General features: G+C 72.4%; 16 protein-coding genes. 9 read left to right on the top strand and 7 right to left on the bottom strand.

The features are described 5' to 3' along the window. Positions 1-503 precede the first annotated feature (503 nt). Positions 504-1,331 carry a nitroreductase/quinone reductase family protein gene (locus AWQ68_RS31640; RefSeq protein ID WP_066947499.1) on the top strand — a complete coding sequence of 276 codons (828 nt, stop codon included), beginning with the start codon at positions 504-506 and terminating at the stop codon, positions 1,329-1,331. 435 nt (positions 1,332-1,766) lie between these two features. Here AWQ68_RS31640 and AWQ68_RS31635 read toward each other — a convergent pair whose 3' ends face one another. The 6 genes from AWQ68_RS31635 to AWQ68_RS31610 form a co-directional block, all read right to left on the bottom strand. Further along, the gene (locus AWQ68_RS31635) at positions 1,767-4,283 is read right to left on the bottom strand and encodes a ComEC/Rec2 family competence protein (RefSeq protein ID WP_245656279.1); all 2,517 of its coding nucleotides are present in this window, start codon (positions 4,281-4,283) and stop codon (positions 1,767-1,769) included. Then, positions 4,280-4,954, bottom strand: a complete 675-nt coding sequence (locus AWQ68_RS31630) for a ComEA family DNA-binding protein (protein ID WP_245656278.1) — start codon at positions 4,952-4,954, stop codon at positions 4,280-4,282. Before AWQ68_RS31630 ends, AWQ68_RS31635 begins: the two co-directional genes overlap by 4 nt. A gap of 708 nt (positions 4,955-5,662) precedes the next feature. Continuing rightward, the gene (locus AWQ68_RS31625) at positions 5,663-6,517 is read right to left on the bottom strand and encodes a DegV family protein (protein ID WP_066947497.1); all 855 of its coding nucleotides are present in this window, start codon (positions 6,515-6,517) and stop codon (positions 5,663-5,665) included. 84 nt (positions 6,518-6,601) lie between these two features. Continuing rightward, complete coding sequence (gene hutI, locus AWQ68_RS31620) at positions 6,602-7,810, bottom strand: imidazolonepropionase (protein ID WP_066947494.1); 1,209 nt, start codon at positions 7,808-7,810, stop codon at positions 6,602-6,604. Positions 7,811-8,395: 585 nt separating this feature from the next. Then, complete coding sequence (gene hflX, locus AWQ68_RS31615; protein ID WP_245656276.1) at positions 8,396-9,799, bottom strand: GTPase HflX; 1,404 nt, start codon at positions 9,797-9,799, stop codon at positions 8,396-8,398. An 87-nt stretch (positions 9,800-9,886) separates the two neighbouring features. Continuing rightward, positions 9,887-13,336 carry an ATP-binding protein gene (locus tag AWQ68_RS31610; protein WP_066947489.1) on the bottom strand — a complete coding sequence of 1,150 codons (3,450 nt, stop codon included), beginning with the start codon at positions 13,334-13,336 and terminating at the stop codon, positions 9,887-9,889. Positions 13,337-13,508: 172 nt separating this feature from the next. Between AWQ68_RS31610 and AWQ68_RS31605 the strand changes: the two genes are divergently transcribed. Next, the gene (locus AWQ68_RS31605; protein ID WP_245656274.1) at positions 13,509-14,903 is read left to right on the top strand and encodes an FAD-binding oxidoreductase; all 1,395 of its coding nucleotides are present in this window, start codon (positions 13,509-13,511) and stop codon (positions 14,901-14,903) included. A 46-nt stretch (positions 14,904-14,949) separates the two neighbouring features. On the opposite strand, the gene AWQ68_RS31600 is transcribed toward AWQ68_RS31605, so the two are convergent. After that, complete coding sequence (locus tag AWQ68_RS31600; protein WP_066947482.1) at positions 14,950-15,630, bottom strand: DUF4097 family beta strand repeat-containing protein; 681 nt, start codon at positions 15,628-15,630, stop codon at positions 14,950-14,952. A 172-nt stretch (positions 15,631-15,802) separates the two neighbouring features. On the opposite strand from AWQ68_RS31600, the gene aceB reads away from it, so the two are divergent. From aceB to AWQ68_RS31565, 7 genes are all read left to right on the top strand, one after another. Beyond that, complete coding sequence (gene aceB / locus AWQ68_RS31595) at positions 15,803-17,389, top strand: malate synthase A (RefSeq protein ID WP_066947479.1); 1,587 nt, start codon at positions 15,803-15,805, stop codon at positions 17,387-17,389. Between the two features lie 153 nt (positions 17,390-17,542). Continuing rightward, positions 17,543-19,000, top strand: coding sequence for an FAD-linked oxidase C-terminal domain-containing protein (locus AWQ68_RS31590; RefSeq protein WP_066947477.1), 1,458 nt, complete (start codon positions 17,543-17,545; stop codon positions 18,998-19,000). Next, positions 19,000-20,259: an FAD-binding oxidoreductase gene (locus AWQ68_RS31585; protein WP_066947474.1), complete on the top strand. Its 1,260-nt coding sequence runs from the start codon at positions 19,000-19,002 to the stop codon at positions 20,257-20,259. The genes AWQ68_RS31590 and AWQ68_RS31585 overlap by 1 nt, the downstream gene beginning before the upstream one ends. Before the next feature lie 2 nt (positions 20,260-20,261). Next, a complete protein-coding gene (locus AWQ68_RS31580; protein ID WP_066947471.1) occupies positions 20,262-21,503 on the top strand; it encodes a (Fe-S)-binding protein in 1,242 nt (413 codons plus the stop codon). A gap of 22 nt (positions 21,504-21,525) precedes the next feature. Next, on the top strand, positions 21,526-22,260 hold the full coding sequence (locus AWQ68_RS31575; protein WP_245656272.1) for an IclR family transcriptional regulator: 735 nt from the start codon (positions 21,526-21,528) through the stop codon (positions 22,258-22,260). Positions 22,261-22,307: 47 nt separating this feature from the next. Next, positions 22,308-22,523 carry a DUF2277 domain-containing protein gene (locus AWQ68_RS31570; protein ID WP_066947465.1) on the top strand — a complete coding sequence of 72 codons (216 nt, stop codon included), beginning with the start codon at positions 22,308-22,310 and terminating at the stop codon, positions 22,521-22,523. Between the two features lie 91 nt (positions 22,524-22,614). Then, positions 22,615-23,286, top strand: coding sequence for a hypothetical protein (locus AWQ68_RS31565; protein WP_066947462.1), 672 nt, complete (start codon positions 22,615-22,617; stop codon positions 23,284-23,286). Positions 23,287-23,366: the final 80 nt, after the last annotated feature.

Below are 23,366 nucleotides of genomic sequence, written 5' to 3'. Positions count from 1 at the left end.
CTCCTGGCATCAGGGGTGGGTGAATCGCCCCCTTCCCTCCGCTTGCCTGCCGATGTGGCAGGGGCTTAGGGTTTCGATCTGTGACTGCCGGGTCGGCCATGTGCCATGAGCGAGTGAGGCACCCGGCTACTGCGTGAACGCCCGGCGGGCCAGGGGCCCGCCCATCGCCGTTTCCACGCGCCCACGCCACCGTTTGAAACCCCGCGCGATGCCGACGTGTCCACCGACGGGCTCCCCACTGGTCGGGCTGCTCCCCTGACCGGCCTTCGCCGTCAAGCCCGTACCTCGGCTCACCAAAACGGTTGCGGCCCCAAAGGCAGTCGCAGTTCGGAATGAGGCACCTCTAACCGTGTCGGCCCCCGGGGCGCGTTTTCTCGTGACCACGTCATGACGTCAGAACGCTCGACGTCGCCTTTGTCATTGTTTTGCGCCGCCTGTGCGCGGTTTCCGTCATTTCGGCGAACAACCGACATGACGCCAGATTTCGGAGAAGAAGCCAAAAAATGCCGAACGAGTTCAACCAAAAGATCATCGAGGAGTTTCGGGCCAACGGCGGGCGCGTCGGCGGTCCTTTCGAAGGAGGCCGGTTGCTCCTCTTGACCACGACAGGAGCGCGATCGGGCGCTCCGCACACGACGCCCGTCGGATACCTTCCGGACGAAGAACGGGTACTGGTGATCGCATCCGCAGCCGGCGCGCCCAAGCATCCGGACTGGTTCCGCAACCTCGTCGCCAACCCTCGGGTCACCGTCGAGGACGGCGTGTTCACGTATGAGGCGGAGGCCGTCGTGTTGCAGGGCGACGAACGCGACCGCGTCTTCGCCCGTGCCGTCGAGGCCGACCCCGGGTGGGGCGCCTATCAGGCCAAGACGACGCGCGTCATCCCCGTGGTCGCTCTCACGCCGGTAGCGGGCGGGCCTCCCCAGGCGTCGTCCCCGGGCGCGGCACTCAAGGCCGTCCATGACGCGTTCCGGCGAGAGCTCGCCCTGATCCGCAAGGAGATCGCCGAATCCGGCGCGAGCCTGGGCGCCCAACTCCGCGTGAACTGCCTGACCGTCTGCCAGGGGCTGCACAATCACCACACCGGCGAGGACGGGACGATGTTCCCCTACCTCGCCGAGCATCACCCCGCGCTCGGCCCCGCCCTGGAGCGGCTGCACCAGGAACATCAGAAGGTGGCCGCGCTCCTCGACGCCCTTCAGACGGTCGTGACCGCCGAGGACGCGGACCCCCGGTCCGTGCTCCGTGAAGTCGAGCGACTCACCGACGAGCTGGAGAGCCATCTGACCTACGAGGAGGAGCAGCTCATCCCGATCCTGGACGCCTCCTGACTCCCACTCACCCCCTCCTCGTGCTGATGCGCCGCCGGTCTGGACGTGCTCCAGACCAGCAGCGCCACCGTGCGCCTTGGGCTCGCGACGCCGTAGCAGCGAAGGCGAGGCGAGACACGCCCAGCCTGGGTCCCTCGTCTGCCCCGCGACCACAGACAACGGACGCCAGCCCGGGTCCTTCGTCCGCCCCCCCGACCACAGACGACGCCCGTTCAACCAGGGCGGGGTCCCGCCGAACCACAGACGACGGACGCCAGGCCAGGTCCTTCGTCCGCCCCCGCGACCGCGGACGACGCCCGCTAAGCCGGGCTGGCACCCGCCGAACCGCGGACGACGCCCCGTCAACCGGGCTGGGGCCCGCCGAACCGCGAACGACGCCCGCTCAGCCGGGTGGGCGTGCCGCCGAGCCGATCGGTGATCTCCTCGCGGGCGCGATCACCGGCCGCGCGGAACGACCGAGAGGCGGCCGGCTTGCTCGATGACGGCGACGTCGCCTGACAGATCCGTCCGATAGGTACGCATCCCCAGCAGGTGCAGGCGAGCCATGGTCAACGGGGCGGGATGCCCGTAATCGTTGCCGGCGCCGACGCTGACAAGCGCCGCACCCGCCCTCGTCGCGGCCAGGAAAGCGGGGTCCTGTCGAAGCGAACCGTGGTGCGGCACCTTCAACACATCGACCTGCGGGACGCCGTGACGCAGCATCCTGGCCTGTGCCTCGGTCTCCACGTCACCCGCGAGCAGCGCCGACCCGATCGGCGAGCCTCTCGCGTCGTACCACCGTACGAGCAGGACGACGCTGGCGTTGTTCGCGACGGCCCCCTCACCGGACCCCTCCTGGGGAGCCTCGGGCTCGGGGGCGAGCACCGTGAGCTCGGCAGCGCCGAACCTCCATCGGCCACCCGGTGGCACCACCCACTCCGGAATGCGCCGCGCGCGCAGTTCCGTCGAAACGCGCGTGCTCTCACCTTCGGGTACCCGTCCCGGACTGACGACGACGGCGCCCACACTCCGTCCACGGAGCACTCCGGTCAACCCGCCGACGTGATCGAGATGAGGATGGCTGAGGAACAGAAGCGGCACCCGCGTGACTCCCAGATCACGTAGGCATCGGTTCGCAGACCCCGGCTTCGGACCGGAGTCGATCACCACAGCGCTGCCGGGTCCGGTAGACAGGGCGAGGCCGTCGCCCTGCCCCACGTCGCACGCGACGAGCAGCCATCCCGGAGGCGGCCACGGCGACGTCGCCGGTCCGATGACCAGGACGGCGGCGAGCGCGGCGGCCAGCACCGCCGCGACGAGGTACCGGCGGAACCTGCGACGCAGGATCAGCCAGCCCAGGACGGCCGCGACCGCCAGGAGCGCGAGCCCCGGGACACCGCCCGGCCAGCCGACCGTCGCCGCCGGGAGCGCCGCCGCCCGTTCCGCGACGGCGATGATCCAGGCGGCGGCCGCCCCCGCGGGCCGGACCAGCAGTTGGGCGGCGGCCATGCTCACGGGGGCGACGATCGCCGCGCCGAAGCCGAGCAGGGTCGCCGGCGCCACGGCCGGGCCCGCCAACAGGTTCGCGGGGATGGCCACCACGTCGAGTTGCCCGGACATGAGCACCAACAGCGGCGTGACGGCCACCTGCGCCGCCGCGGGTACGGCTATCGCCTCGGCGAGCCAACCGGGCATCCGCAGCGCCATCCGGTCTCGCCATCGGGGAGCCAGCACGAGGATGCCGCCGGTGGCGAAGACCGACAGCGCGAAGCCGTACTGCCGGGCGAGCCCGGGGTTGAAGAGGATCAGGCCGAGCACCGTGGCGGAGAGCGCGGCCACGCCGTCCCGGGACCGTCCCGTGCCCATGGCGAGCGCCGCCACGATCCCCATGGCGAGCGCCCGGACCACGCTGGGCGAAGGCCGGGCGACGATCGCGAACCCCACCATGGCGAGGGCCGCCAGAATCGCCCGCGCGCGGAGCGGAAGCCCCACGAGCCTCGCGATCGCCAGGACGGCACCGGCGATGAATGCCAGGTTGGCCCCGGACACCGCCGTCAAGTGGCTGAGACCGGCGGCGGTGAAGTTCTCCTTGATCTCCTCGTCCAGGCGTGAGACGTCCCCGACGACCAGGCCGGGCAGCAGTCCCCGCGGCCCCTGCGGAAGCACGTCGCTCGCCTCTCGCAGGCCCCCACGCAGTGCCCCGGCGACCCGCTGCACCGCGGAGGGAGCGGACAGCACCTCCGGCGGCCCCCGCACCACCAACACGGCGGCCGTCAGATCTCCCCTGTCGGCCGTGCCCAACCGGCCGCGCACGCGGACGCGCTGACTCGGCAGCAGGGTGCCCCATCCGTCGCCCGATGCGAGGATGACGATCGGCACATCGACCCGAACCCGGTCGCCCGCCACCTGACCCCGTCTGTCCGGCGGCCGAGCCCGGGCGCCCTCCGCGATCTGGACGGAGAGCATCCGTGCCTCCACCACGAAACTGTCTCGGTGCGTCAGGCCACCACGCTGCGGTCTCCTCCGCGGGTCATCACCGATCTCGACCTCGGCGATGACGGTGGCGTGCCGGGCCGCGAGCTCCACCACGGGACCGGTGCTGACCGCGTGCACCTTGACGGCCACGACCGCCGCGGTGGCCGCACCGCAGGCCAACACCGCGAGAGCCGTACCGGCCACGGGGCCGCGCGATCGCCCCGCACCGGAAACCGCCGATCCGCCCGAGGGACGACGGCCGCTCCTGGTCAGCGCCCAGACCAGCAGCGCGGCGGACGCGAAGCCGACGGCCACGACGGCACCCGCCGTGGCGGAGCATCCGAGGAGCACCAGCGCGACCAGCCACGACAGGAGCGCCGGGCACACCAGACGCAGGGAATGGCTCGCCGCCCACGGGGTGCCGCCCTTCGCGGGAGAGATCGGGCCGGGCGGCTCTGTCGACGAGCCCGAGCCGCGCCGACGATCCGGACCACTCACGGCGTGACCCTGCCTTTCAGATCGGCGAACTTCTGCGGTCCGATGCCTGAGACGTCCTGCAGTTGATCGACGCTCTGAAATCCTCCGTGGGCTTCGCGATATTCGATGATCCGCTGCGCCAGCACCTCGCCCACGCCGGGAAGGTCCTGCAACTGCTCGTACGTGGCCGAGCTGAGGCTGATCATCGTCGCGCCGCCGGCGCCGATCGCGGGTGCCGCACCCTGCGCGGCGGCGGCGGGGGCTCCCACCACGATCTGCTCGCCGTCCACAAGACGCCGGGCGAGATTCACCCCGTCAAGTGACGCACCTGGGCGGGCTCCCCCGGCCGCCTGGATGGCGTCGACGACCCTGGACCCCGGCGGGAGGGTGAGCACTCCCGCCTTCCGCACCTTGCCCGTGACATGGACCGTCACCCCCGGCGCCGACGGGGGTGAGGCGAGCCCGACGGCACCCGGTACGGCACCGGACGGCGCGGCTGTCGGCACTCCTTCGGCGGAGCCGACGCCGATGGCGGCCGCCCCCGAGGGAGCGGGCGGGACCAGCGGGTCGGCTACCGGCTGCGATCGCCACGCGTAGATCCCCGCCACGGCCGCCGCGAGCACCCCGAGCAACACCAGGACACGCAGACCGGGACGGCCGGGGTCGAGCAATGGGGCGGTCTCCCTGATCACCCGGCTTCCCCCGGCAAGCGCTCGTCCCTTCGACAGCACGCTCGCCATCAGGCCGACGCCCGACCCTTCGCCGTCCAGTCGTCGGGTCGCACCGATACGGCCGGGCAGCGACGCCCCCGCCGCATCGGCTGCCCGCGGCGCCCGGCCGCTCAACGCGAGTCGGGGCCCCTGAGCCTCGGCTTCCCAGTCCTCGTCCGCCCCGGTCCCCTCTTCCGGATCCGCCCACCCTCGCCCTGCGTCGCCCTCCCAACCACGCCCCGCCAGCGCGCCACCCTCCCGGTCGGCCTGTACCTCCGCGCTCTCATCCGACCGGCTCGCCCGCCCTCGTCCTGCCTCGCTCTCCCATCCGCGACCCACCTGCGTACCGCGCTGCCGAGCCGGCCAATCTTGATCGGCCGGGACCAGCTCTCCACGCTCCCGATCTGCCTGAACCTCCCGTGGCCGCTCGGCCTGGAGCCCGCCTGCGTGCGCCGTAGGGACGGACTGTCTCTCGGTGCCCGAATCGGCCGATCGCCCGAGCCCACCCACGGTTCCGGCGACCGACGATCTCTGGGGAGAGAGGACAGGATGGCTCGGCCGGGGCCCCAACAGGAGGCGGAGGCGTGCCTCGGCGGCGAGGCGGTGGTCCGGCTGCTCCCTGGTTCGCACGCAGGCGACGTTAGGCGCGGTCACACCCCCGCCGGGGCTCCGCGATGCGGCCTGTGGAAATCAGCTCGCCTGTGGATGGGCCGGGGCGATCGTCACCGCGAGCAGGCCGGGGCCGACGTGGGCACCGATCACCGCTCCCACCTCCACCAGGAGCGGCCGGGACGCCATGGGGAGCCGGGACGCGAGGGCGTCCACGAGCGCCCCGGCCCGCTCCGCCGCTCCGAGATGCTGTACGGCAACGCGTACCTCGTCGCCATCGGCCGCCTCGACGGCGAGGTCCACCAGCCGGGCGATGGCGCGGTTCGCCGTCCTGACCTTCTCCAGCACGGTGATCGTGCCGTCGGCGAGGTCGAGCAACGGCTTGATCGCGAGCGCGGCGCCCAGCAGGCCGGCGGCGGCGCCGATCCGCCCGCCCCGCCGGAGGTATTCCAGGGTGTCGACGTAGAAGATGCTGCGCGTCGCGGCGGCGGACGCCTTCGCCGTGGACGCCACGTCCGTGAGCGCGCTGCCCAGACGGGCGGCCTCGGCGGCGGAGAGGACCGGGAAACCGAGCCCCATGCCGACGGATCCGCTGTCGACGACCTCGACCGGCACCGGAGACTCGTTGGCGGCCAGCCGGGCGGCCTCCGCCGTGCCGGACAGGGAGCCGGAAAGATGGACCGAGACCACACCGTCGGCTCCCTTGGCCGCCGCCTCGGCGTAGGCGGCGGCGAAGCGCTGCGGCGCGGGCTGCGAAGTGGTGACGGACGCGTGCTCGCGAAGCGCCTCCGCCACTCCCACAACCGCGGGGTCCGCCATGTCGTCGTACTCTCGGCCGTCGATGGCCACCTGGAGCGGGACGACCGTGATGCCGAGTGCCGCGGCCACCGACGCGTCCAGGTAGGCAGTGGAGTCCGTGACGACGGCGACCGGCATGGCACGAGGTTACCGGGCGGCCATCTCTCCCCCAATGACAGAGACCGTCCGGTTCATCCCTTCTGTCGCGTCAGAGCGGCGGCGTCACTGAACGGGGGTGCCGCCGCGCCACACCCGGCGCGGTTTGAGACCGAACGACCATGCGAAGGCGCCCTCGTGGTCCGCGTCCCACTGGACGATGTCGGCGAGCCGTCCGGGCGCGAGCACGCCGCGGTCGGGCGCGCCGAGCACCTGCGCGCCGCCGAGCGTCGCGGCGCGCAGCGCGTCGCCCACGCTCATCCCGAACGCGGCCACCGCCAGGCTGATCACCAGGGACATCGACGTGATGCCGCAGTGGCCGGGGTTGTGGTCGCTGCCGAGCGCGACCGTGACGCCCTGGGCGAGCATCCGGCGCACCGCCGGGAGCCTGCCGTGCTGGAGGGCGGTGCCGGGGCACACGACGGCGGGCACGCCGTACCGCGCCATCAGCGCGATGTCCTCGTCCGAGGTGTGGTGCAGGATGTCGGCCGACGCGCAGCCCATCTCGGCCGCGAGCTGGACGGCGCCCCGCCTGCTGTACGCGCCGGCGTGGATGCGGGGCAGGAGGCCGACGTTGCGGCCGGAGGCGAGGACCCAGCGGGCCTCGTCGATGCCGAAGTGTCCCTCGTCGCAGTAGACGTCGACGCTGTCGGCCCCGGCGGCGGACGCGTCCGCGCACCACGCGGCGGCCGCCTCGACGTAGTCGCGCTGGCGGCCGAAGTACTCCGGCGGGACGACGTGGGCGGCCATGAACGTTACGTGCACCCGCGGCATCATCGGCTCTTTCTCGAGCTCGCGGAGCAGCCGGACGTCGGCCAGCTCACCGTCGCGGGTCAGGTGGTAGCCCGTCTTGGCCTCGACCGTGGTGGTGCCGCCGAGCAGCCACTCCCGTAGCCGCTCGCGGACGCCGTTGCAGAGCGTCCAGGGATCGGTGCCACGGGTGACGGTGATGGTGGACAGGATGCCGCCGCCGGCCGCCGTGATCGCGGACGCGGTGGAGCCGCCGGACCGCATCGCCATCTCGGCGTACCGGTTCCCGGCGTACACGGGGTGGGTGTGGGCGTCGATCAGCCCGGGGGTGACGAGCGCGCCGCCGAGGTTCTCGACGTGGTCGACGTCGACGATGTCGTCGACGACGCCGGGCACGCTCTGCGGCAGGTCCGCGGCGCGGCCGACCCAGGCGATGCGGTCGCCGTGCACCAGGATGGCCGCGTTGCTGCACACGTCGTGGCCGGTCCAGAGACGGCCGATGTTCGTCAGGAGGCGAACGGTCATCCGACCACCTGCTTTGCGGCCGGGGACAGCGAGCAGTCATCGATCGCGGGCGAAGCGCCCGCCGGGCCCGCTCGGTGTCCGGAGGTCATCGGGGGTCTCCTGCCTCATCGCGCACTTCGTGCGATGACCCTGTCGCCGAGGTCGTGGACCCAGGCGATTTCAGTCCAGTTACGTTATTTCACAGGCTGGCTTGCTGTACAGAGTTATTGGGAAGAACGCCGCTGCGCCGCGGCAAGGCCGGGACGGCCGGAGTGTTCCCCCATCACCTACGATGGCGTCTCCGCAGGTCAGAGACGGTGGTCACGCCGACCTCCACGCGTGACAGCATTTGACGGCGCCACCATGCTACTCGCACAGAATGTCTGATAAGGCTTGCGAAATCGTAGCAAGGTCAACGGGAATGAGCCAGTATTTCCGCACTTAATCCCTTAAGTCCTGCTTTCGCGCCGAATATCCAATAAGTCGGGAAATGCCGCACTTGTGACTGCAGTGCAGCGAGTGACGCAGGAGAAAGAACCATCCCACAAACGGACGAACGCCGCCCCCGCGAGCGGGAGCGGCGTCGAAAGCGGAATCCGCGCCGGGTCAGACGGTCTCGACCGGCTTGGCCACCCGGTCCAACTCGGCGTAGAGGTCGCCGAGGACACGGGCGTGCAGCACGCTGCCGTCGCCGGTGTGCTCCACGGAGAGCACCTCGCCCTCCTGGTGCGCCCGCGCGATCAGGTCGCCCCGCTCGTACGGCACCAGCACATGGACCTCGTGGTCGAGCCGCGGCAGCTCACGCTCGATCAGCTCCATGAGCTCGCGGACGCCGGAGCCGGTGCGGGCGGAGACGACGATGCTGTGCCGTTCCTTCATGGTCAGCCGGGCGAGCACGACGGGGTCGGCGGCGTCGGCCTTGTTGATGACCACGACCTCGGGCACGTCGAGAGCGCCGTCGATCTCGGACAGGACTTCGCGCACCGCGCTGAGCTGGGACTCGGGGTCGGGGTGCGATCCGTCCACGACGTGCAGGATCAGATCGGCGTCGGCGACCTCCTCCAGCGTCGAACGGAACGCCTCGACGAGCTGGTGCGGCAGGTGCCGGACGAAACCGACCGTGTCCGCGAGCGTGAACAGCCGGCCCTCGGGCGTGCGCGCCTTGCGGACGGTGGGGTCGAGGGTCGCGAACAGCGCGTCCTCGACCAGGACGCCCGCGCCGGTCAGCCGGTTGAGCAGCGACGACTTGCCGGCGTTGGTGTATCCGGCGATCGCCACGGCGGGCACCTGACGGCTGCTGCGCCGGGACCGCTTGGTCTCCCGGGCGGTGGACATCTCCTTGATCTGCCGGCGCAGCTTGGCCGTCCGCTCGCGGATGCGCCGCCGGTCCAGCTCGATCTTGGTCTCACCAGGGCCGCGGCCGCCGATGCCGACGCCGCCCGCGGCGCGTCCGCCGACCTGGCGGGACAGGTTGCCACCCCAGCCTCGCAGGCGGGGCAGGAGGTACTGGAGCTGCGCCAGCTCGACCTGGGCCTTGCCCTCACGGCTCTTGGCGTGCTGGGCGAAGATGTCGAGGATGAGCGCGGTCCGGTCGATGACCTTGACCTTGACCACGTCCTCGAGCTGCCGGAGCTGGCCGGGGGTCAGCTCGCCGTCGCAGATCACGGTGTCGGCGCCGGACACGGCCACGATGTCGCGCAGCTCGACCGCCTTGCCGGAGCCGATGTACGTCGCGGGGTCGGGCCGGTCGCGCCGCTGGATCAGGCCCTCCAGGACCTCGGATCCGGCGGTCTCGGCGAGGAGCTTCAGCTCCTGGAGCGAGTTCTCGGCGTCGATCACCGTGCCGCTGGTCCACACGCCCACCAGGACGACCCGCTCCAGCCTGAGCTGGCGGTATTCGACTTCGGTGATGTCTTCGAGCTCTGTCGACAGACCCGCCACGCGCCGGAGCGCCTGGCGCTCTTCGAGATCGTAATCGCCGTTGACGAAGTCTTCGGGCTCGTTGCGCATATATGTCATCTCTACTAGACCAACACGTCGACACCCCTGGTGTCTTCCCCACGATGGTGACACGCGGCCCGGCGCTGACGCACCCCCTTATCCGCCCAGGTCAGCGAGGACCCTCCGGCTCTCCTCCGACCAGTGCCGCAGCCGCAGCCGCTCGTGCTCCTCAAGGGCGCGGCGGGCGTGGCTCAGGGCCCTCTCGCGGTCGCCGGTCTCCGCGGCCAGCAGGGCCAGCACCTGGTGAATGGATCCCCATCCCGCGGTCCCGCTGCCGTTGACCGCCAGCCGGTCCGCGTAGGGCAGCAGCCTCCCGTACAGCCACGCCGGGTCGGGGACGCCCAGCTGAACCGTCACGTACGACCAGACGACGGCGGCGAACTCGCCCGACCAGTCGTCGGGAACGGGGGTGCCCCAGCGCGCGATCAGCCTCGCCGCGAGGTCGCGGTCGCCCACGTCGAGGGCCGCGAGCACGGCCATGGGGCGCAGCGGCTCCATGTGCGGCTCCGACGCGCCCGCGATCATGTCGTTGAGGATCTCGGCGACCCGTCCCTGCCCCCGCCGGCAGGTGTAGAGCACGGACAACCGCACGTAGTTGAGTCCCCATATCGTGCTCGCGCCGAAGATCTCGCCCAGCTCGTCCACCAGGCGTTCGGCGTCGCTCCACCGGCCTTCCAGGGTGAGCCGCGCCGCCTGGGCGACCCGCACCATGGCCGTCAGCTCCGAGCTGCGGACCTCGCGCAGCAGGCGTTCCGCCCGCGCCAGGTCGCGGTCCCATTCGGCCAGTTCGCCCATCCTGAACAGGCAGTGCAGCCGGTGGATCCGGGCGATGAGCTCGGCGCTCGAGGAGAGCCGCGACACCGCGAGCATCTCCTCCACAGTGCGTACCCGCTCGTGCTCGCGCTCGGACACCCAGGCGGCGATCAGGTAGTTGCCGAGGACCTGGAGGAGCAACGCGGGGACCCCCAGCCGCCGGGCGATCTCCACGCCCTCCGCCGCCATCGCCTCTCCCTCGGCGCGCCGGGGCCCGTAGTGCAGCTCGATGCCGAGCGTTCCGAGCAGCGCGGCCCGGTGGGCGTCGTCCAGCGGGCCCGCCAGCAGGTCCTCCACCAGGGCGACCGCCCGATCGTCGACCACGCCGTACGGCCGCCAGTTCCAGACGCTGAGCGTGCCGTACACCGTCACGGCGTCCACCAGGACGCTCCGGTCCCCCTGGGCCGCCGCGACCTCGACGGCCTCCTCGATGGCGGCGCGGGCGCGTACGGTGTCGCCGATGTCGCGGCGCGCGCGGCCCAGCTCGACGAGCAGGCGGCATCGCCTGCCCGGATCCCGCTGACCGAGCGCGAGCAGGGCCTTCTCCCAGAGTTCGACCGCCTCGTCGTAGGCCCGCTGGGCGGTGGCCTGCCGGGCGGCCGCCGCGGCGTACTCCACCGCTTTGGCCGCCCCGCCGATCCGCGCCGCCATGGCGAAATGGTGGGCGAGGATCGGCAGCCGCGCCGCGCCGCCTCCGACGGGCAGGGACTCCAGCGCCTCACCGGCCCGCAGGTGGAGGCGGGCCTTCTCCAGGCGGCCCAGTCCCGCGTACATGGCGTCCCTGACGAGAGCGTGGGAGAAGCGGTAGTCGACCCCCTCCGGGGTCTCCACCAGCAGCCCGGCGGCCACGGCGGGTTCGAGCCGGGCCATCACCTCCTCGGCGGGGACGCCGGTGAGCGCCTCCAGCACGTCGAGGTCGACGTCGCGGCCCAGGACGGCGGCGGAGCCGAGCAGTTCCCTCGTGGCGTCCGGCAGGCGGGCGACCCTCCGGCCGATCACCTCGCGGACACCCTCCGGGACGCCGAGTGCCGCCGTGTCCAGCCGGTGCTCGCTGCCCAGCAGCCGGATCAGCTCTCCCAGATAGAACGGGTTGCCGCCGGTACGCCGGTAAAGGACGCGGGCGAACGCGGGGTCGGCGAGGTCACGGTTCGACAGGAACGCCGTGACGTCCTCCTGGGTGAAAGGGGGAAGCGTCATGCGCTCGGTCCCGGGGTCACGGGCCAGCGCGGCGAGCGTCTCGCTGAGCTGCTCCGGATCGGTGCCGGGCTCGGGCCGCAGCGTGGCCAGGACGAGCACGGACGCGCGGCCCAGCCGGCCCGCCATGTAGCCGAGCAGCCGCAGCGACGAGGCGTCGGCCGCGTGCAGGTCGTCGAGCACGACGAGGGTGGGACCGCCCGCCGAGGTGAGCGCCGAAAGCACCTGCTCGTACAGCTCGAAGAGGGCCGCGCCCGGGTCGGCCGGCACGTCCGTCCGCTCTCCGGCGAGGATCCCGGCGGCCCGCTCTCCCCGCTCGCCGAGTGCGCGCAGCGCCTGGAGCCAGGGCCAGAACGGCAGCGCCACGTGGTCCTCGACGCAGCGCCCCCAGACGACCGAGATCCCGCGCGCCTCGGCCTCCTCGGCGGCGGACTGCGCGAGGCGCGTCTTCCCGATGCCCGCCTCGCCGGTCACCAGCACCATCCCGCCCCGGCCGCGCCGTACGTCGCCGAGGCGGTCGGCGACGCGGGAGAGATGGTGAGCCCGCGCGATGAGCGGCTCGGGTCGGGGGCGCGGCGGTTTGGGCGCCGCGGCCGGGACCGCGGCGTGCGGGGCCGCGGCGGGCGGGACCGCGGCGTGTGGGAAAGGTGGATCGAGTGGCGCGGACCCGACCTCGGTGTGCGGGAGAGGCGGATCGAGCGGCGCGGCCCCACCGGAGACCGCGACCGCGTCGAGGGAGGCGGGCCCTCCCGGCACCCCGGCGCCGTCGAGCGACGCGGACTGATCGAACACCGCCTTTTCGATCCGCCGCAGTTCGGGGCCGGGTTCGATGCCGAGCTCCGTAGAGAGCCGAGCGCGCACCCGGCGGAGCGCGCCCAGCGCGTCGGCCTGCCGTCCCGACCGGTAGAGGGCGAGAACGAGCAGCCCCCAGGACCGCTCGCGGTACGGGTGGGACTCCACCATGCGCTCCAGGTCGGCGACGCATGATCCGCTGTCGCCCAGGGCGAGCCTGGCCTCGAGCCGGTCCTCCTCGGCCAGGGCTCGCTGCTCGACGAGGCGGGCGATCACCGGCTGGGCGAACTCGTGGTCCGCGAACTCCATCAGCGGTTCGCCCCGCCACATGCCGAGCGCCCGGTCCAACGCCTCCAGTGCCGCGCCGTACCGGCGCTCGGCGGCCGCCCGGCGGCCCTCCTCCGCCCAGGAGGCGAAGCACGAGAGATCGACCTGCCGTGGGGCGATGGCCAGCATGTAACCGGGCTCGCGGGTCAGCAGGACCCTGGGCGGCGTGCGCGGCGCGCGACCGGGTTCGAGGACCCGCCGGAGATGCGAGATGTACGCCTGGAGCGTTCCCGTGGCGCTCGATGGCGCCTCGTCGGCCCAGATCTCCTCGATCAGCCGGTCGAGCGAGACGATTCGCCCGGGTTCGAGCGCGAGCAGGGCGAGAACGGAGCGTTGTTTCCGCGGTCCCAGGTCCAACCGCCGGCCGTCTCCGGAGACCACCTCGAGGTGCCCGAAAAGCCGGAAGAACAACGAATCCATGGCGTTCCCATCTAATCGGCCAGGCAAGCGTAAAGCCTCGTCAGAGGAGGGACGCAATCCCCCATTTGAAGGCGACTTGCGGAGTCCGCAAGCCGGCTACAGGGAAGCCGCAAAAGCCGAGCTCCACCCTCGATCACGAGACCCCGACAAGTGAGAGAGGGACACAGACGAGATGAGCGACAGGAACCGGTACATGACCGTGGACAGCGTGGCGGCGACCCTGGGCCAGGACCTCCGCCGTACGGTGCGCGGACGGGTTCTGGTCAGGGGCGACGAGGGCTTCGACGCCGCGCGTGCTCCGTGGGACCCCGCCGTCGAGCAGAACGTGCTCGCCGTCGTGGAGGCGGAGGACGCCGCCGACGCCGCCGCGGTCACGGCGGCCGCGCGGCTCGCCGGCGTCGGCGTGGCCGCTCAGGCGTACGGCCACGCGCCGGCCGCGTTCGATGGGGCGATTCTGCTCAGGACCGGCCGGATGCGCGGCGTCCAGGTGGACGCCGGGGCGCGGACGGCCCGCGTCGAGGCGGGCGCGAGCTGGGGCGACGTCCTCCAGGCCGCCGGCGGGCACGGGCTCACGGGACTCGCGGGCAGTTCCCCCGTGGTGAGCGCGACCGGCTTCACCCTGGGTGGCGGGCTGAGCTGGTTCAGCCGGGCGCACGGCTTCGGGGCCGACGCCGTACGCGCCTTCGAGGTGGTGGACGCCGAGGGCGAGCGAGGCCGGGTCACCGCGGACTCCGACCCCGACCTGTTCTGGGCGCTGCGGGGCGGTGGCGGCGACTTCGCGCTGGTGACCGCGATGGAGATCGACCTGTACCCCGCGCCCTCCCTGTACGGCGGGCGCCTCGTGTGGCCGGCGGAACGCGCCCAGGAGGTGCTGGCGGCGTACCGCTCCGTCACCGCGGCGGCCCCGGACGAGCTGAGCGTGTGGTTCCACCTGCTGCAGTTCCCGCCGTTCCCGGGCGTGCCCGAGCCGCTGCGTGGCCTGTCGGCCGTGACCGTCGAGGCCGTCTTCCTCGGCGAGCCGGAGAAGGGGCGGGCGCTGCTGCGCGAGTTCGACGCCATCCCGGGCGTGATCCTCGACACGAGGGGCCCGCTGAATGTGGCGGATCTCGGCGACGTCTGCGCCGAGCCGACGGAGCCCACCCCGGCCCTGCTCCGCGGCGAGTTGCTGACGGCGCTCGACGACGCGGCGGCCACGGCGCTGCTGGCCTCGGCGGGGCCGGGCACGATCGCGCCGTTGGCGTACGTGCAGCTGCGGCATCTCGGTGGAGCGCTGGCGCGGCCGACGAAGAACGCCGGGGCCTGCGGCCGCGTCGAGGAGCCGTACCTGCTCGGAATGCTGGGCGTGCCGGCGACCCCCGAGCTGGCGGCGGGGATCAGGGAACGGCAGGCGTCGATCGTCCGGGCGCTGACCCCGCACACAAGCGGACGCAAGCCGTTCACGTTCCTGGGGCACGAGGAGGGCGCGGCGGCCGCGTTCCCGGGTGACGTGCTGGCGAGGCTGCGGGAGGTCAAGCGCGACCGCGACCCGATGGGGGTGTTCCGGGCCAACCATTCCGTGCTGGGCTGAGGTCCCCGTGTCTGTCCGGCCGTGTCTCACCCGCACGGCCGGACGGTCAGATCTTGAGCACGTTGATGGCGCCCACGCCGGTCTTGACGACCACCTTCCGGGCCGCGGACGAGTCGCGGTCGACGTCGATCTTCCGCTCGCCGAGGCCGCTCTCCGCGCTCACGTTGTAGCGTTCGGCCGGAAGCCAGAGTGCGACCTCGCCGGTGCCGGCCTCCGCTCTGATGTCGTCGGGCGCCGCGACGAACTTCAGCTTCACCTCTCCCGTGCCGGTCTCGACCGCGACCTTCCGGCTCGCGAGTCCGGAGGCGTCGACGTCGCCGGCGCCGGAGTTCAGGTCAAGCGGGCCGCCCAGCTCCCGGAGCGTGATGTCTCCCGCGCCGGTGTCGATCTTCACGTTCATCGCGCGCGGCACCTCGATGTGGTAATCGATCCCGCACCTGTTGCAGTCGTATTCGAGGGCCAGCGTGTCGCCGTTCACCCGGTGACCGTCGCGAGGCTTGTCCCCCGACCAGTGCAGTGTCTCCGTGACCCTGATGTCAGACCTGTCGGACGCGTTCACCGTCACATCACCGGCCCCGGTCCGCACGGTCATCGCGCTGACCTTCTCGGCGATGTCGTACGTCAGGGTGTCGCGCTCGCCACCGACGTTGACCCGCAGGTCACAGGCGGCAACAGTGAGGCCGAGGCCGAGCACGAGACCCAGCACGGCGATGTTCTTCCTTCTCATGCCCTTGATTTTGCTTGCGGCCGGGGAGATCGCCCATCGGGGAATCCCCCTGCCCTCCCCTGAGACGACCCCCGACATTGACCTTGCTCGCACCCGCAGAGTACCGTTCAATTCCATAATCCAGAACTAATTTTCCGCATTATGGAAATACGACGCGAGGAAAGGAAGCGCGATGGAAGGCGTTGAGATCAGAGGTCCGCTCCTGGACCGGTTCGACGAGATCCTCACCACCGAGGCCCTCGACTTCGTCGCCACCCTCCAGCGGGAGTTCAACGCGCGCCGGCTCGAACTGCTCGCCGCGCGGCAGGCCCGCCAGGCGGAGCTGTCGGCCGGCGCGACGCTCGGCTTCCTCGCCGAGACCACGGACGTCCGCGAGTCGAAGTGGCGGGTCGCGCCCCCGGCCCCCGGCCTGGAGGACCGCCGGGTCGAGATCACCGGCCCGGTCGACCGCAAGATGACGATCAACGCGCTGAACTCGGGGGCCAAGGTGTGGCTCGCCGACTTCGAGGACGCCAACGCCCCCACCTGGGAGAACACCGTCAGCGGGCAGCTCAACCTGCGGGCCGCCCTCGACCGTGAGATCGACTTCACCACCGGCGGCAAGACGTACGCGCTGCGGCCGGACGAGGAGCTGGCCACGATCGTGGTCCGCCCGCGTGGCTGGCACCTGCCCGAGAAGCACATCCTGGTGGACGGGGAGGAGATGTCGGCGTCGCTCGTCGACTTCGGCCTCTACTTCTTCCACTGCGCGGAGCGGCAGATCGCCAAGGGCCGCGGGCCGTACTTCTACCTGCCGAAGATGGAGTCGCACCTGGAGGCGCGGCTCTGGAACGACGTGTTCGTCCGGGCGCAGGAGCTGCGCGGGGTCCCGCGCGGCACGATCCGGGCCACCGTGCTGATCGAGACCTATCCGGCGGCGTTCGAGATGGAGGAGATCCTCTACGAGCTGCGCGAGCACTCGGCGGGCCTGAACGCGGGCCGGTGGGACTACCTGTTCAGCGTCATCAAGAAGTTCCGCACCCGGGGCCGGGAGTTCCTGCTTCCCGAGCGCAACGCGGTCACGATGACCGCGCCGTTCATGCGCGCGTACACCGAGCTGCTGGTCCGCTCCTGCCACAAGCGGGGCGCGCACGCGATCGGCGGCATGGCGGCGTTCATCCCGTCGCGCCGCGACCCCGAGGTCAACAGGGTGGCGCTGGAGAAGGTGCGCGCCGACAAGACCCGCGAGTCCGCCGACGGCTTCGACGGCTCCTGGGTCGCCCACCCCGACCTGGTGCCGATCTGCCAGGAGGTCTTCGACGGCGTGCTCGGCGACCGCCCCAACCAGCTCGACCGGCTGCGCGAGGACGTGCGGGTCACCGCCGAGGACCTGCTCGCGGTCTCCAAGACGCCGGGTGAGATCACCGAGGCGGGCCTGCGCAACAACGTGGACGTCGCCCTGCGCTACCTCGCGGCCTGGATGGGCGGGCTCGGCGCGGTCGCGATCCACAACCTGATGGAGGACGCGGCGACCGCCGAGATCTCCCGCTCGCAGATCTGGCAGTGGATCCACAACGACATCGAGCTCGCCGACACCGGCGCGGTCGTGACGCGCGAGCTCGTCGAGCGGATCATCGGCGAGGAGCTGGACAAGATCGCGGCCGAGCCCGGCTACGACGAGAAGCTGTACGCCGAGGCGACCGCCCTGTTCAAGGAGGTCGCGCTCGACGACGACTTCGCCGAGTTCCTCACCCTGCCCGCGTACGCGCGGCTCCCCTGACGAGGGGCTCCGCGGCCCGGCCCGCCCGGCCGCTCCCGGCCGGGCGGGCTCTCCCCCTGGCGATGTCCGCCGCGCGGTGATGGACTGAAGCGTTGGGCGTTTCATCCCGCATCGTGGTGAAAGGGCGGGCGTCTCGACGCCGAAGGAGATCCGATGTCCGATCCGGTCCTGGACCGGCTGGCCGTCCGGTTCGAGGAGCTGCTGCCGGCAGGCGCGGTGATCACCGATCCCGTACGCCTGCGGACGTACGAATGCGACGGGCTGACCCACCACCGGGCGATGCCGGGGATCGTCGTCCTCCCGGAGACCGCCGAGCAGGTCGCCGCCGCGGTCCGGCTGTGCGGCGAGTACGGCGTGCCGTTCGTGGCGCGCGGCTCGGGGACCGGGCTGTCCGGCGGCGCGCTCCCCCGGACCGACGGAGTACTGATCGTCACGTCCCGGATGCGGCGCATCCTGGAGATCGACCTGCCGAACCGGCGGGCGGTGGTCGAGCCGGGGGTGACCAACCTGGCGATCACCGAAGCGGTGCGCGAGCAGGGCTACTACTACGCGCCCGACCCCTCCAGCCAGCAGGTCTGCTCGATCGGCGGCAACGTCGCGGAGAACGCCGGCGGCGCGCACTGCCTGAAATACGGCTTCACCGTCAACCACATCCTCGGTCTGGAGATCGTCACCCCCGACGGCGAGATCGTGGAGCTGTCGGCGCTGGACCCCGGCTATGACCTGCTCGGCGCCTTCGTCGGCTCCGAGGGCACGCTCGGCATCGCCACCAAGATCACCGTACGGCTCTCGCGGACGCCGGAGGCGGTCACCACCCTGCTCGCGGCGTTCGGGAGCATCGAGGGGGGCGGTGAGGCGGTGTCGGCGATCATCGCGGCGGGCATCGTCCCGGCGGCCATCGAGATGATGGACGCGCTGGCCGTCGAGGCGGCCGAGGCCGCGGTCGGGTGCGCGTACCCCGAGGGGGCGGGGGCGGTTCTCATCGTGGAGCTGGACGGCCCCCGGGCCGAGGTGGAGCACCAGTTCGCCGCGGTGGAGCGGATCTGCCGGGAGACCGGAGCGTTCGAGATCAGGGTCGCGGCCTCCGCCGAGGAGCGGGCCGCCATCTGGAAGGGACGCAAGTCGGCGTTCGCGGCCGTCGGCCGGATCAGCCCGGCGTACATCGTGCAGGACGGCGTGGTGCCGCGCACGGCGCTCCCCGAGGTGCTGGCCGGGATCGACCGGCTCCAGGAGGAGTACGGCATCCGCGTGGCCAACGTCTTCCACGCGGGCGACGGGAACCTGCACCCGCTGGTCCTGTTCGACGACGCGGCCCCGGGTGAGGGCGAGCGCGCCGCCACGGTGAGCGGGCGGATCCTCGACCTGTGCATCGAGCACGGCGGATCGATCACCGGCGAGCACGGCGTCGGCGTCGATAAATCCCGATATATGCCGAAAATGTTCACGGAGGAAGATCTGGACACGATGCAGCTCGTCCGCTGCGCCTTCGATCCCCGCAGTCTGTCCAACCCCGGGAAGGTCTTCCCCACCCCTCGGCTGTGCGGCGAGGTGCCGGGCGTCCGCAAGGGGGTCCATCCCCTCGTCGAGTCCGGCCGGGCGGAGCAGTTCTGATGAACGCTGCGACCGGCCCCGGAGCCGCGCTCGCCGCGGCGGGCGTGACGATCCGGCCCGCGGGCCCGGACGACGCGGTCGCCGGGGTCGCGCCGCGCTGGGTGGCCCTTCCGGAGACCACGCGGGAGATCGCGGCCGTGATGCGGGTGAGCGCCGCGCACGACCTCGCCGTCGTGGTGGCCGGCGCCGGGACCACGCTGCACTGGGGCCGCCCGCCCGAGCGGTGCGACGTTCTCATCGACACCTGCTGCCTCAACGAGATCCTGGAGCACGAGGCGGGCGACCTGGTGGTCCGTGTCCAGGCTGGAGTGCCGGTGGAGACGCTGACCGAGGCGCTCGCCGCGAAGGGGCAGGAGCTGGCCCTCGACCCGCCCCTGGCGGGCGGCACCGTCGGCGGCCTGCTCGCCGCCGGCCTCGCGGGCCCGCGCGCCTTCCGGTACGGCACCGCGCGCGACCTGCTCATCGGGATCACCGTCGTCCTCGCGGACGGCACGATCGCCAAGGCGGGCGGCAAGGTCGTCAAGAACGTCGCGGGCTACGACCTGGGCAAGCTGTTCACCGGCTCGTACGGCACGCTCGGGGTGATCGCGGACGCGACGTTCCGGCTGCACCCCCTGCCGGCGGCCCGCGCGTGCGTGGTGTGGTCGGGCCCGACACTGGACGAGATCCTCGCCGCCGTCCCGGCCGTCACCGCGTCCCAGGCCGAGCCGAGCGCAGTCGAGCTGGACCGGCCCGCCCCGGACGGCCCCCGCGCCGTCGCGGTGCTCGTCGAGGGCGCGGCCGCCGCCGAACGCGCCCGGGCCGTACGGGACCTGCTGGGCGGGGAAGCGCGAATCGCGGACGAACCGCCGCGATGGTGGGGACGGCTCCCGGAACCAGGCTTTGTCGAGCCCGGAGGGCCCTCCGGTGGCGGGGGCGTCCTGTTGGAGATCAGGACCGTGCCGTCGCGGCTGCCCGGCCTCTTCGCCGGCGCCCTCGCCAGGACGGACGCCGCCGTACGGGGTTCCCTGGCGTCGGCGGTGCTCCGCGTGGCGCTCCCCGCGGAGACCGATCCGGCCGCCGCGGCGGCCTTCGTCTCCGCGCTCCGCGCCGAGCTGGCGGACGAGGGCCGGGTCGTCGTGCTCTCCGCGCCCGAACCCGTCGCACGGCGCGTGGACCTGTGGGGGCACGTGGGCGGCCTCGCGCTCATGCGCCGGATCAAGGACCGTTTCGACCCCGATCGCCGGATGTCCCCCGGCCGGTTCGTGGGAGGTATCTGACCATGGACCCCGAGCTGATCAAAGACTGCGTGCACTGCGGGTTCTGCCTGCCCACCTGCCCGACGTACGTGCTGTGGGGCGAGGAGATGGACTCGCCGCGCGGCCGGATCCACCTCATGTCGCAACACGTCGAGGGCACCCCGGTCACCCCGGAGATGGCGGGCCACTTCGACGCCTGCCTCGGCTGCATGGCCTGCGTGACCGCCTGCCCGTCCGGCGTGCGGTACGACCGGCTCATCGAGCAGACCCGGGCCGTGGTGGAGCGGGAGCACGTCCGCGCCCCCGAGGAGCGCGCGATCAGGGAGCTGGTCTTCGCGCTGTTCCCCTACCGGCGGCGGCTGCGCGCGCTGCGCCTGCCGATGCGGCTGGCCACCCGGCTGCGGCCGTTGCTAGAACGGGTGCATCCCTCCCTGGGCGCCATGGCCGAGCTCGTCCCGCCGCCCGCCCGGCCGGTACGGCTGCCGCCGCGCGTCCACGCCGTCGGACGGCGCAGAGCGACCGTGGGCATGCTCGTCGGATGCGTGCAGAGCCAGTTCTTCCCCCAGGTCAACGCGGCGACGGCGCGCGTGCTCGCGCTGGAGGGCTGTGACGTGGTGATCCCTCCGCGGCAGGGATGCTGCGGCGCGCTGTCACTGCACTCGGGCCGGGACGCCCGCCGGTTCGCCAAGGCCACGATCGAGACGTTCGAGCGGGCCGGCGTTGAGGCCGTTGTCGTGAACGTGGCCGGCTGCGGGTCGAGCATGAAGGAGTACGCCGAGGTGCTCAAGGACGAGCCCGGAGGCTGGGCGGAGCGGGCCGCGGCGCTGCGGGTGCGCGACCTCGCCGAATACCTGGTCGAGCTGGGACCGGTGGCGCCCCGCCATCCCCTTCCGGTCACCGTGGCGTACCACGACGCGTGCCATCTGGCGCACGCCCAAGGAGTGCGCTCCCAGCCCCGTGAGCTGCTGCGCGCGATCCCCGGCCTGGAACTGCGGGAGATCGCGGAGTCGGCCGTCTGCTGCGGGTCGGCGGGGACATATAACCTTTTCCAGCCGGGGCCCGCCCGAGAGTTGGGCGACCGCAAGGCCCGGCACGTCCTGGCCACCCGCGCCGACGTGCTGGTCTCCGCGAACCCCGGCTGTTCCATGCAGATCGCGGCCGCGATGCGCAGGTCGGGAGAGGGCGAGATGAGGGTGGCGCACACCGCCGAGGTGCTCGATGCGAGCCTGCGCGGGCTCGGCGCCCGGGCGCTGGGAGGCCGATGAGCGGGATGAGGACGGTGCATCCGTGAGCGTGCAGAGCGTCGAGCGGGCGCTCGACGTGCTGGAGGCCCTGGCCGGCCAGGGGGGCGCGGCCGGGCTGTCGGAGATCGCCGCCCGGACCGGCCTGCCGTACGGCACGATCCACCGGCTGCTGCAGACGCTGCTCGCGCGCGGCTACGTCCGGCAGGAGACCGACCGCAGGTACGCCCTCGGCGGCGCGCTGCTGCGGATCGGCGGCGCGGCGGAGCGGATGGTCGCCGCGTGGGCCGAGCCGTACCTCGCGAAGATGGTCGAGCTGTCCGGCGAGACCGCCAACATGGCGGTGCTGGAGGGCGACTTCGTGGTCTACGTGGCGCAGGTGCCGTCGCCGCGCCGGCTGCGGATGTTCGCCGAGGTCGGGCGGCGGGTGCTTCCGCACAGCACGGCGGTGGGCAAGGTGCTGCTGGCCGACCGGCCGGACGCCGGGGCCGTCCTCGGGCGTACCGGCCTGCCGCGCCGTACCGACCGGACGATCGTCGAGACGGACGAGTTGCTCGCCGAGATCGGCCGGGTCCGCGAGCGCGGGTACGCGCTGGACCTGGGCGAGGAGGAGAGCGGCGTCCACTGCCTGGCGGTTCCGGTGTACAGCGGCGGCCGGGTGCTGGCGGCGATGTCGGTGTCCGGGCCGGCCGAGCGGATCGACGCGCACGACCGCGAGGAGCTGGCCGCCTCCCTACGCGCGGTGGCGGACGACTTCGGCGTCTCCGTCTTCGGCGGCTGAGAGCTCCCCGGGGTGCCGGGCGGCGCGAGAACGAGGAGGATGGGCGCATGTGCCGAAGCATCAAGACCCTGCGCCCGCCCTTCACGGACGACGTGACCGACGACGACATCCGGGCCGCCGCGCTGCAGTACGTCAGAAAGATCTCGGGGTTCCGTGCCCCGGCCGCGCACAACGCCGCCGCGTTCGAGCGGGCCGTCGAGGAGATCACGCGGGTCAGCGCCGACCTGCTCGCCTCGATCGAGGTCCGCGGGGCGCGGTCCTAGGCTCACGGTCACGGCCCGGCGAGCGGCGGGAGAGCCGCCCCGCAGGCAACGTGCAAGCGAGGCCCAAGTCACGCTCCCGACACTTGGCGACATGGCATTCTTCTCCGACTTCTTCCTGGCGCGGCGGCTGCGCAAGGGGCCGACGCTGCTCCTGCCGTACGTGCCCGACCCGGCGGCCGTGCTGGAGGTCGTACAGCTGCACGCTTCGGACGCCCGGCCGTACGGCGACGGCCTGCGGGTGGGCGGCAATGTCCGGTTGCAGGGCCCGATCACGGTGACTCCGGAGCTGGCGACGAAGGCGGGGATCCCGGCCGGGTGGCAGACCGCCTACGTCGCGGGCAACATCGACGACGAGGAGGGCGGCGAGTACGACCGGCCCATGGCCCTGGCGGCCGGCCTGGCCGAGCGGCTGAACGGCACGGTGCACCCGCGTGGGCCGGAACCCCCGGCCGACCTGGCCGAGGTCACCGGCGGGCGGCCCGTCCCCATCGCCGAGCTGATCGCGTCGCTCGCCGAAGAGCTGCCCGGCCTGACCGCCCGCGCCATGGCCGGGGGGGTCACCGTGCTGAGCTGCGGCGGGAGCCCGATCGAGATCGTCGTGGAGGAGGACGAGGACGAGGTCGGCTACTCCGTCTGCGTGGACGACGGCGTGCACGGTCCGGGCCTCGCCGAGACGGCCCGCCGGGTCGCCCTGACCATCGCCGCCCGTGGCGGAGGCGTCGCCAGGGACCACAACGGGTTCCTGATCACCGAGACCGGCTGACCCGAGACAGGACGGCATGGAACTCGATCCGCGCGAGCGGCGGAGGACAGGGTGAAGGGCGCGTCCGCGCCCGCCCATCC

The organism is Microtetraspora fusca (assembly GCF_001570365.1).
Lineage (GTDB): Bacteria > Actinomycetota > Actinomycetes > Streptosporangiales > Streptosporangiaceae > Microtetraspora > Microtetraspora fusca.
This window is presented reverse-complemented; position numbering and strand designations above follow the sequence as displayed.

Excerpts from the sequence above, each read along its gene's own strand:
- AWQ68_RS31640 (WP_066947499.1), top strand. The coding sequence starts at position 504 with ATGCCGAACGAGTTCAACCAAAAGATCATCGAGGAGTTTCGGGCCAAC.
- AWQ68_RS31625 (WP_066947497.1), bottom strand. The coding sequence starts at position 6,517 with ATGCCGGTCGCCGTCGTCACGGACTCCACTGCCTACCTGGACGCGTCG.
- hutI (WP_066947494.1), bottom strand. The coding sequence starts at position 7,810 with ATGACCGTTCGCCTCCTGACGAACATCGGCCGTCTCTGGACCGGCCAC.
- hflX (WP_245656276.1), bottom strand. The coding sequence starts at position 9,799 with ATGCGCAACGAGCCCGAAGACTTCGTCAACGGCGATTACGATCTCGAA.
- AWQ68_RS31610 (WP_066947489.1), bottom strand. The coding sequence starts at position 13,336 with ATGGATTCGTTGTTCTTCCGGCTTTTCGGGCACCTCGAGGTGGTCTCC.
- AWQ68_RS31605 (WP_245656274.1), top strand. The coding sequence starts at position 13,509 with ATGAGCGACAGGAACCGGTACATGACCGTGGACAGCGTGGCGGCGACC.
- AWQ68_RS31600 (WP_066947482.1), bottom strand. The coding sequence starts at position 15,630 with ATGAGAAGGAAGAACATCGCCGTGCTGGGTCTCGTGCTCGGCCTCGGC.
- aceB (WP_066947479.1), top strand. The coding sequence starts at position 15,803 with ATGGAAGGCGTTGAGATCAGAGGTCCGCTCCTGGACCGGTTCGACGAG.
- AWQ68_RS31590 (WP_066947477.1), top strand. The coding sequence starts at position 17,543 with ATGTCCGATCCGGTCCTGGACCGGCTGGCCGTCCGGTTCGAGGAGCTG.
- AWQ68_RS31585 (WP_066947474.1), top strand. The coding sequence starts at position 19,000 with ATGAACGCTGCGACCGGCCCCGGAGCCGCGCTCGCCGCGGCGGGCGTG.
- AWQ68_RS31580 (WP_066947471.1), top strand. The coding sequence starts at position 20,262 with ATGGACCCCGAGCTGATCAAAGACTGCGTGCACTGCGGGTTCTGCCTG.
- AWQ68_RS31570 (WP_066947465.1), top strand. The coding sequence starts at position 22,308 with ATGTGCCGAAGCATCAAGACCCTGCGCCCGCCCTTCACGGACGACGTG.
- AWQ68_RS31565 (WP_066947462.1), top strand. The coding sequence starts at position 22,615 with ATGGCATTCTTCTCCGACTTCTTCCTGGCGCGGCGGCTGCGCAAGGGG.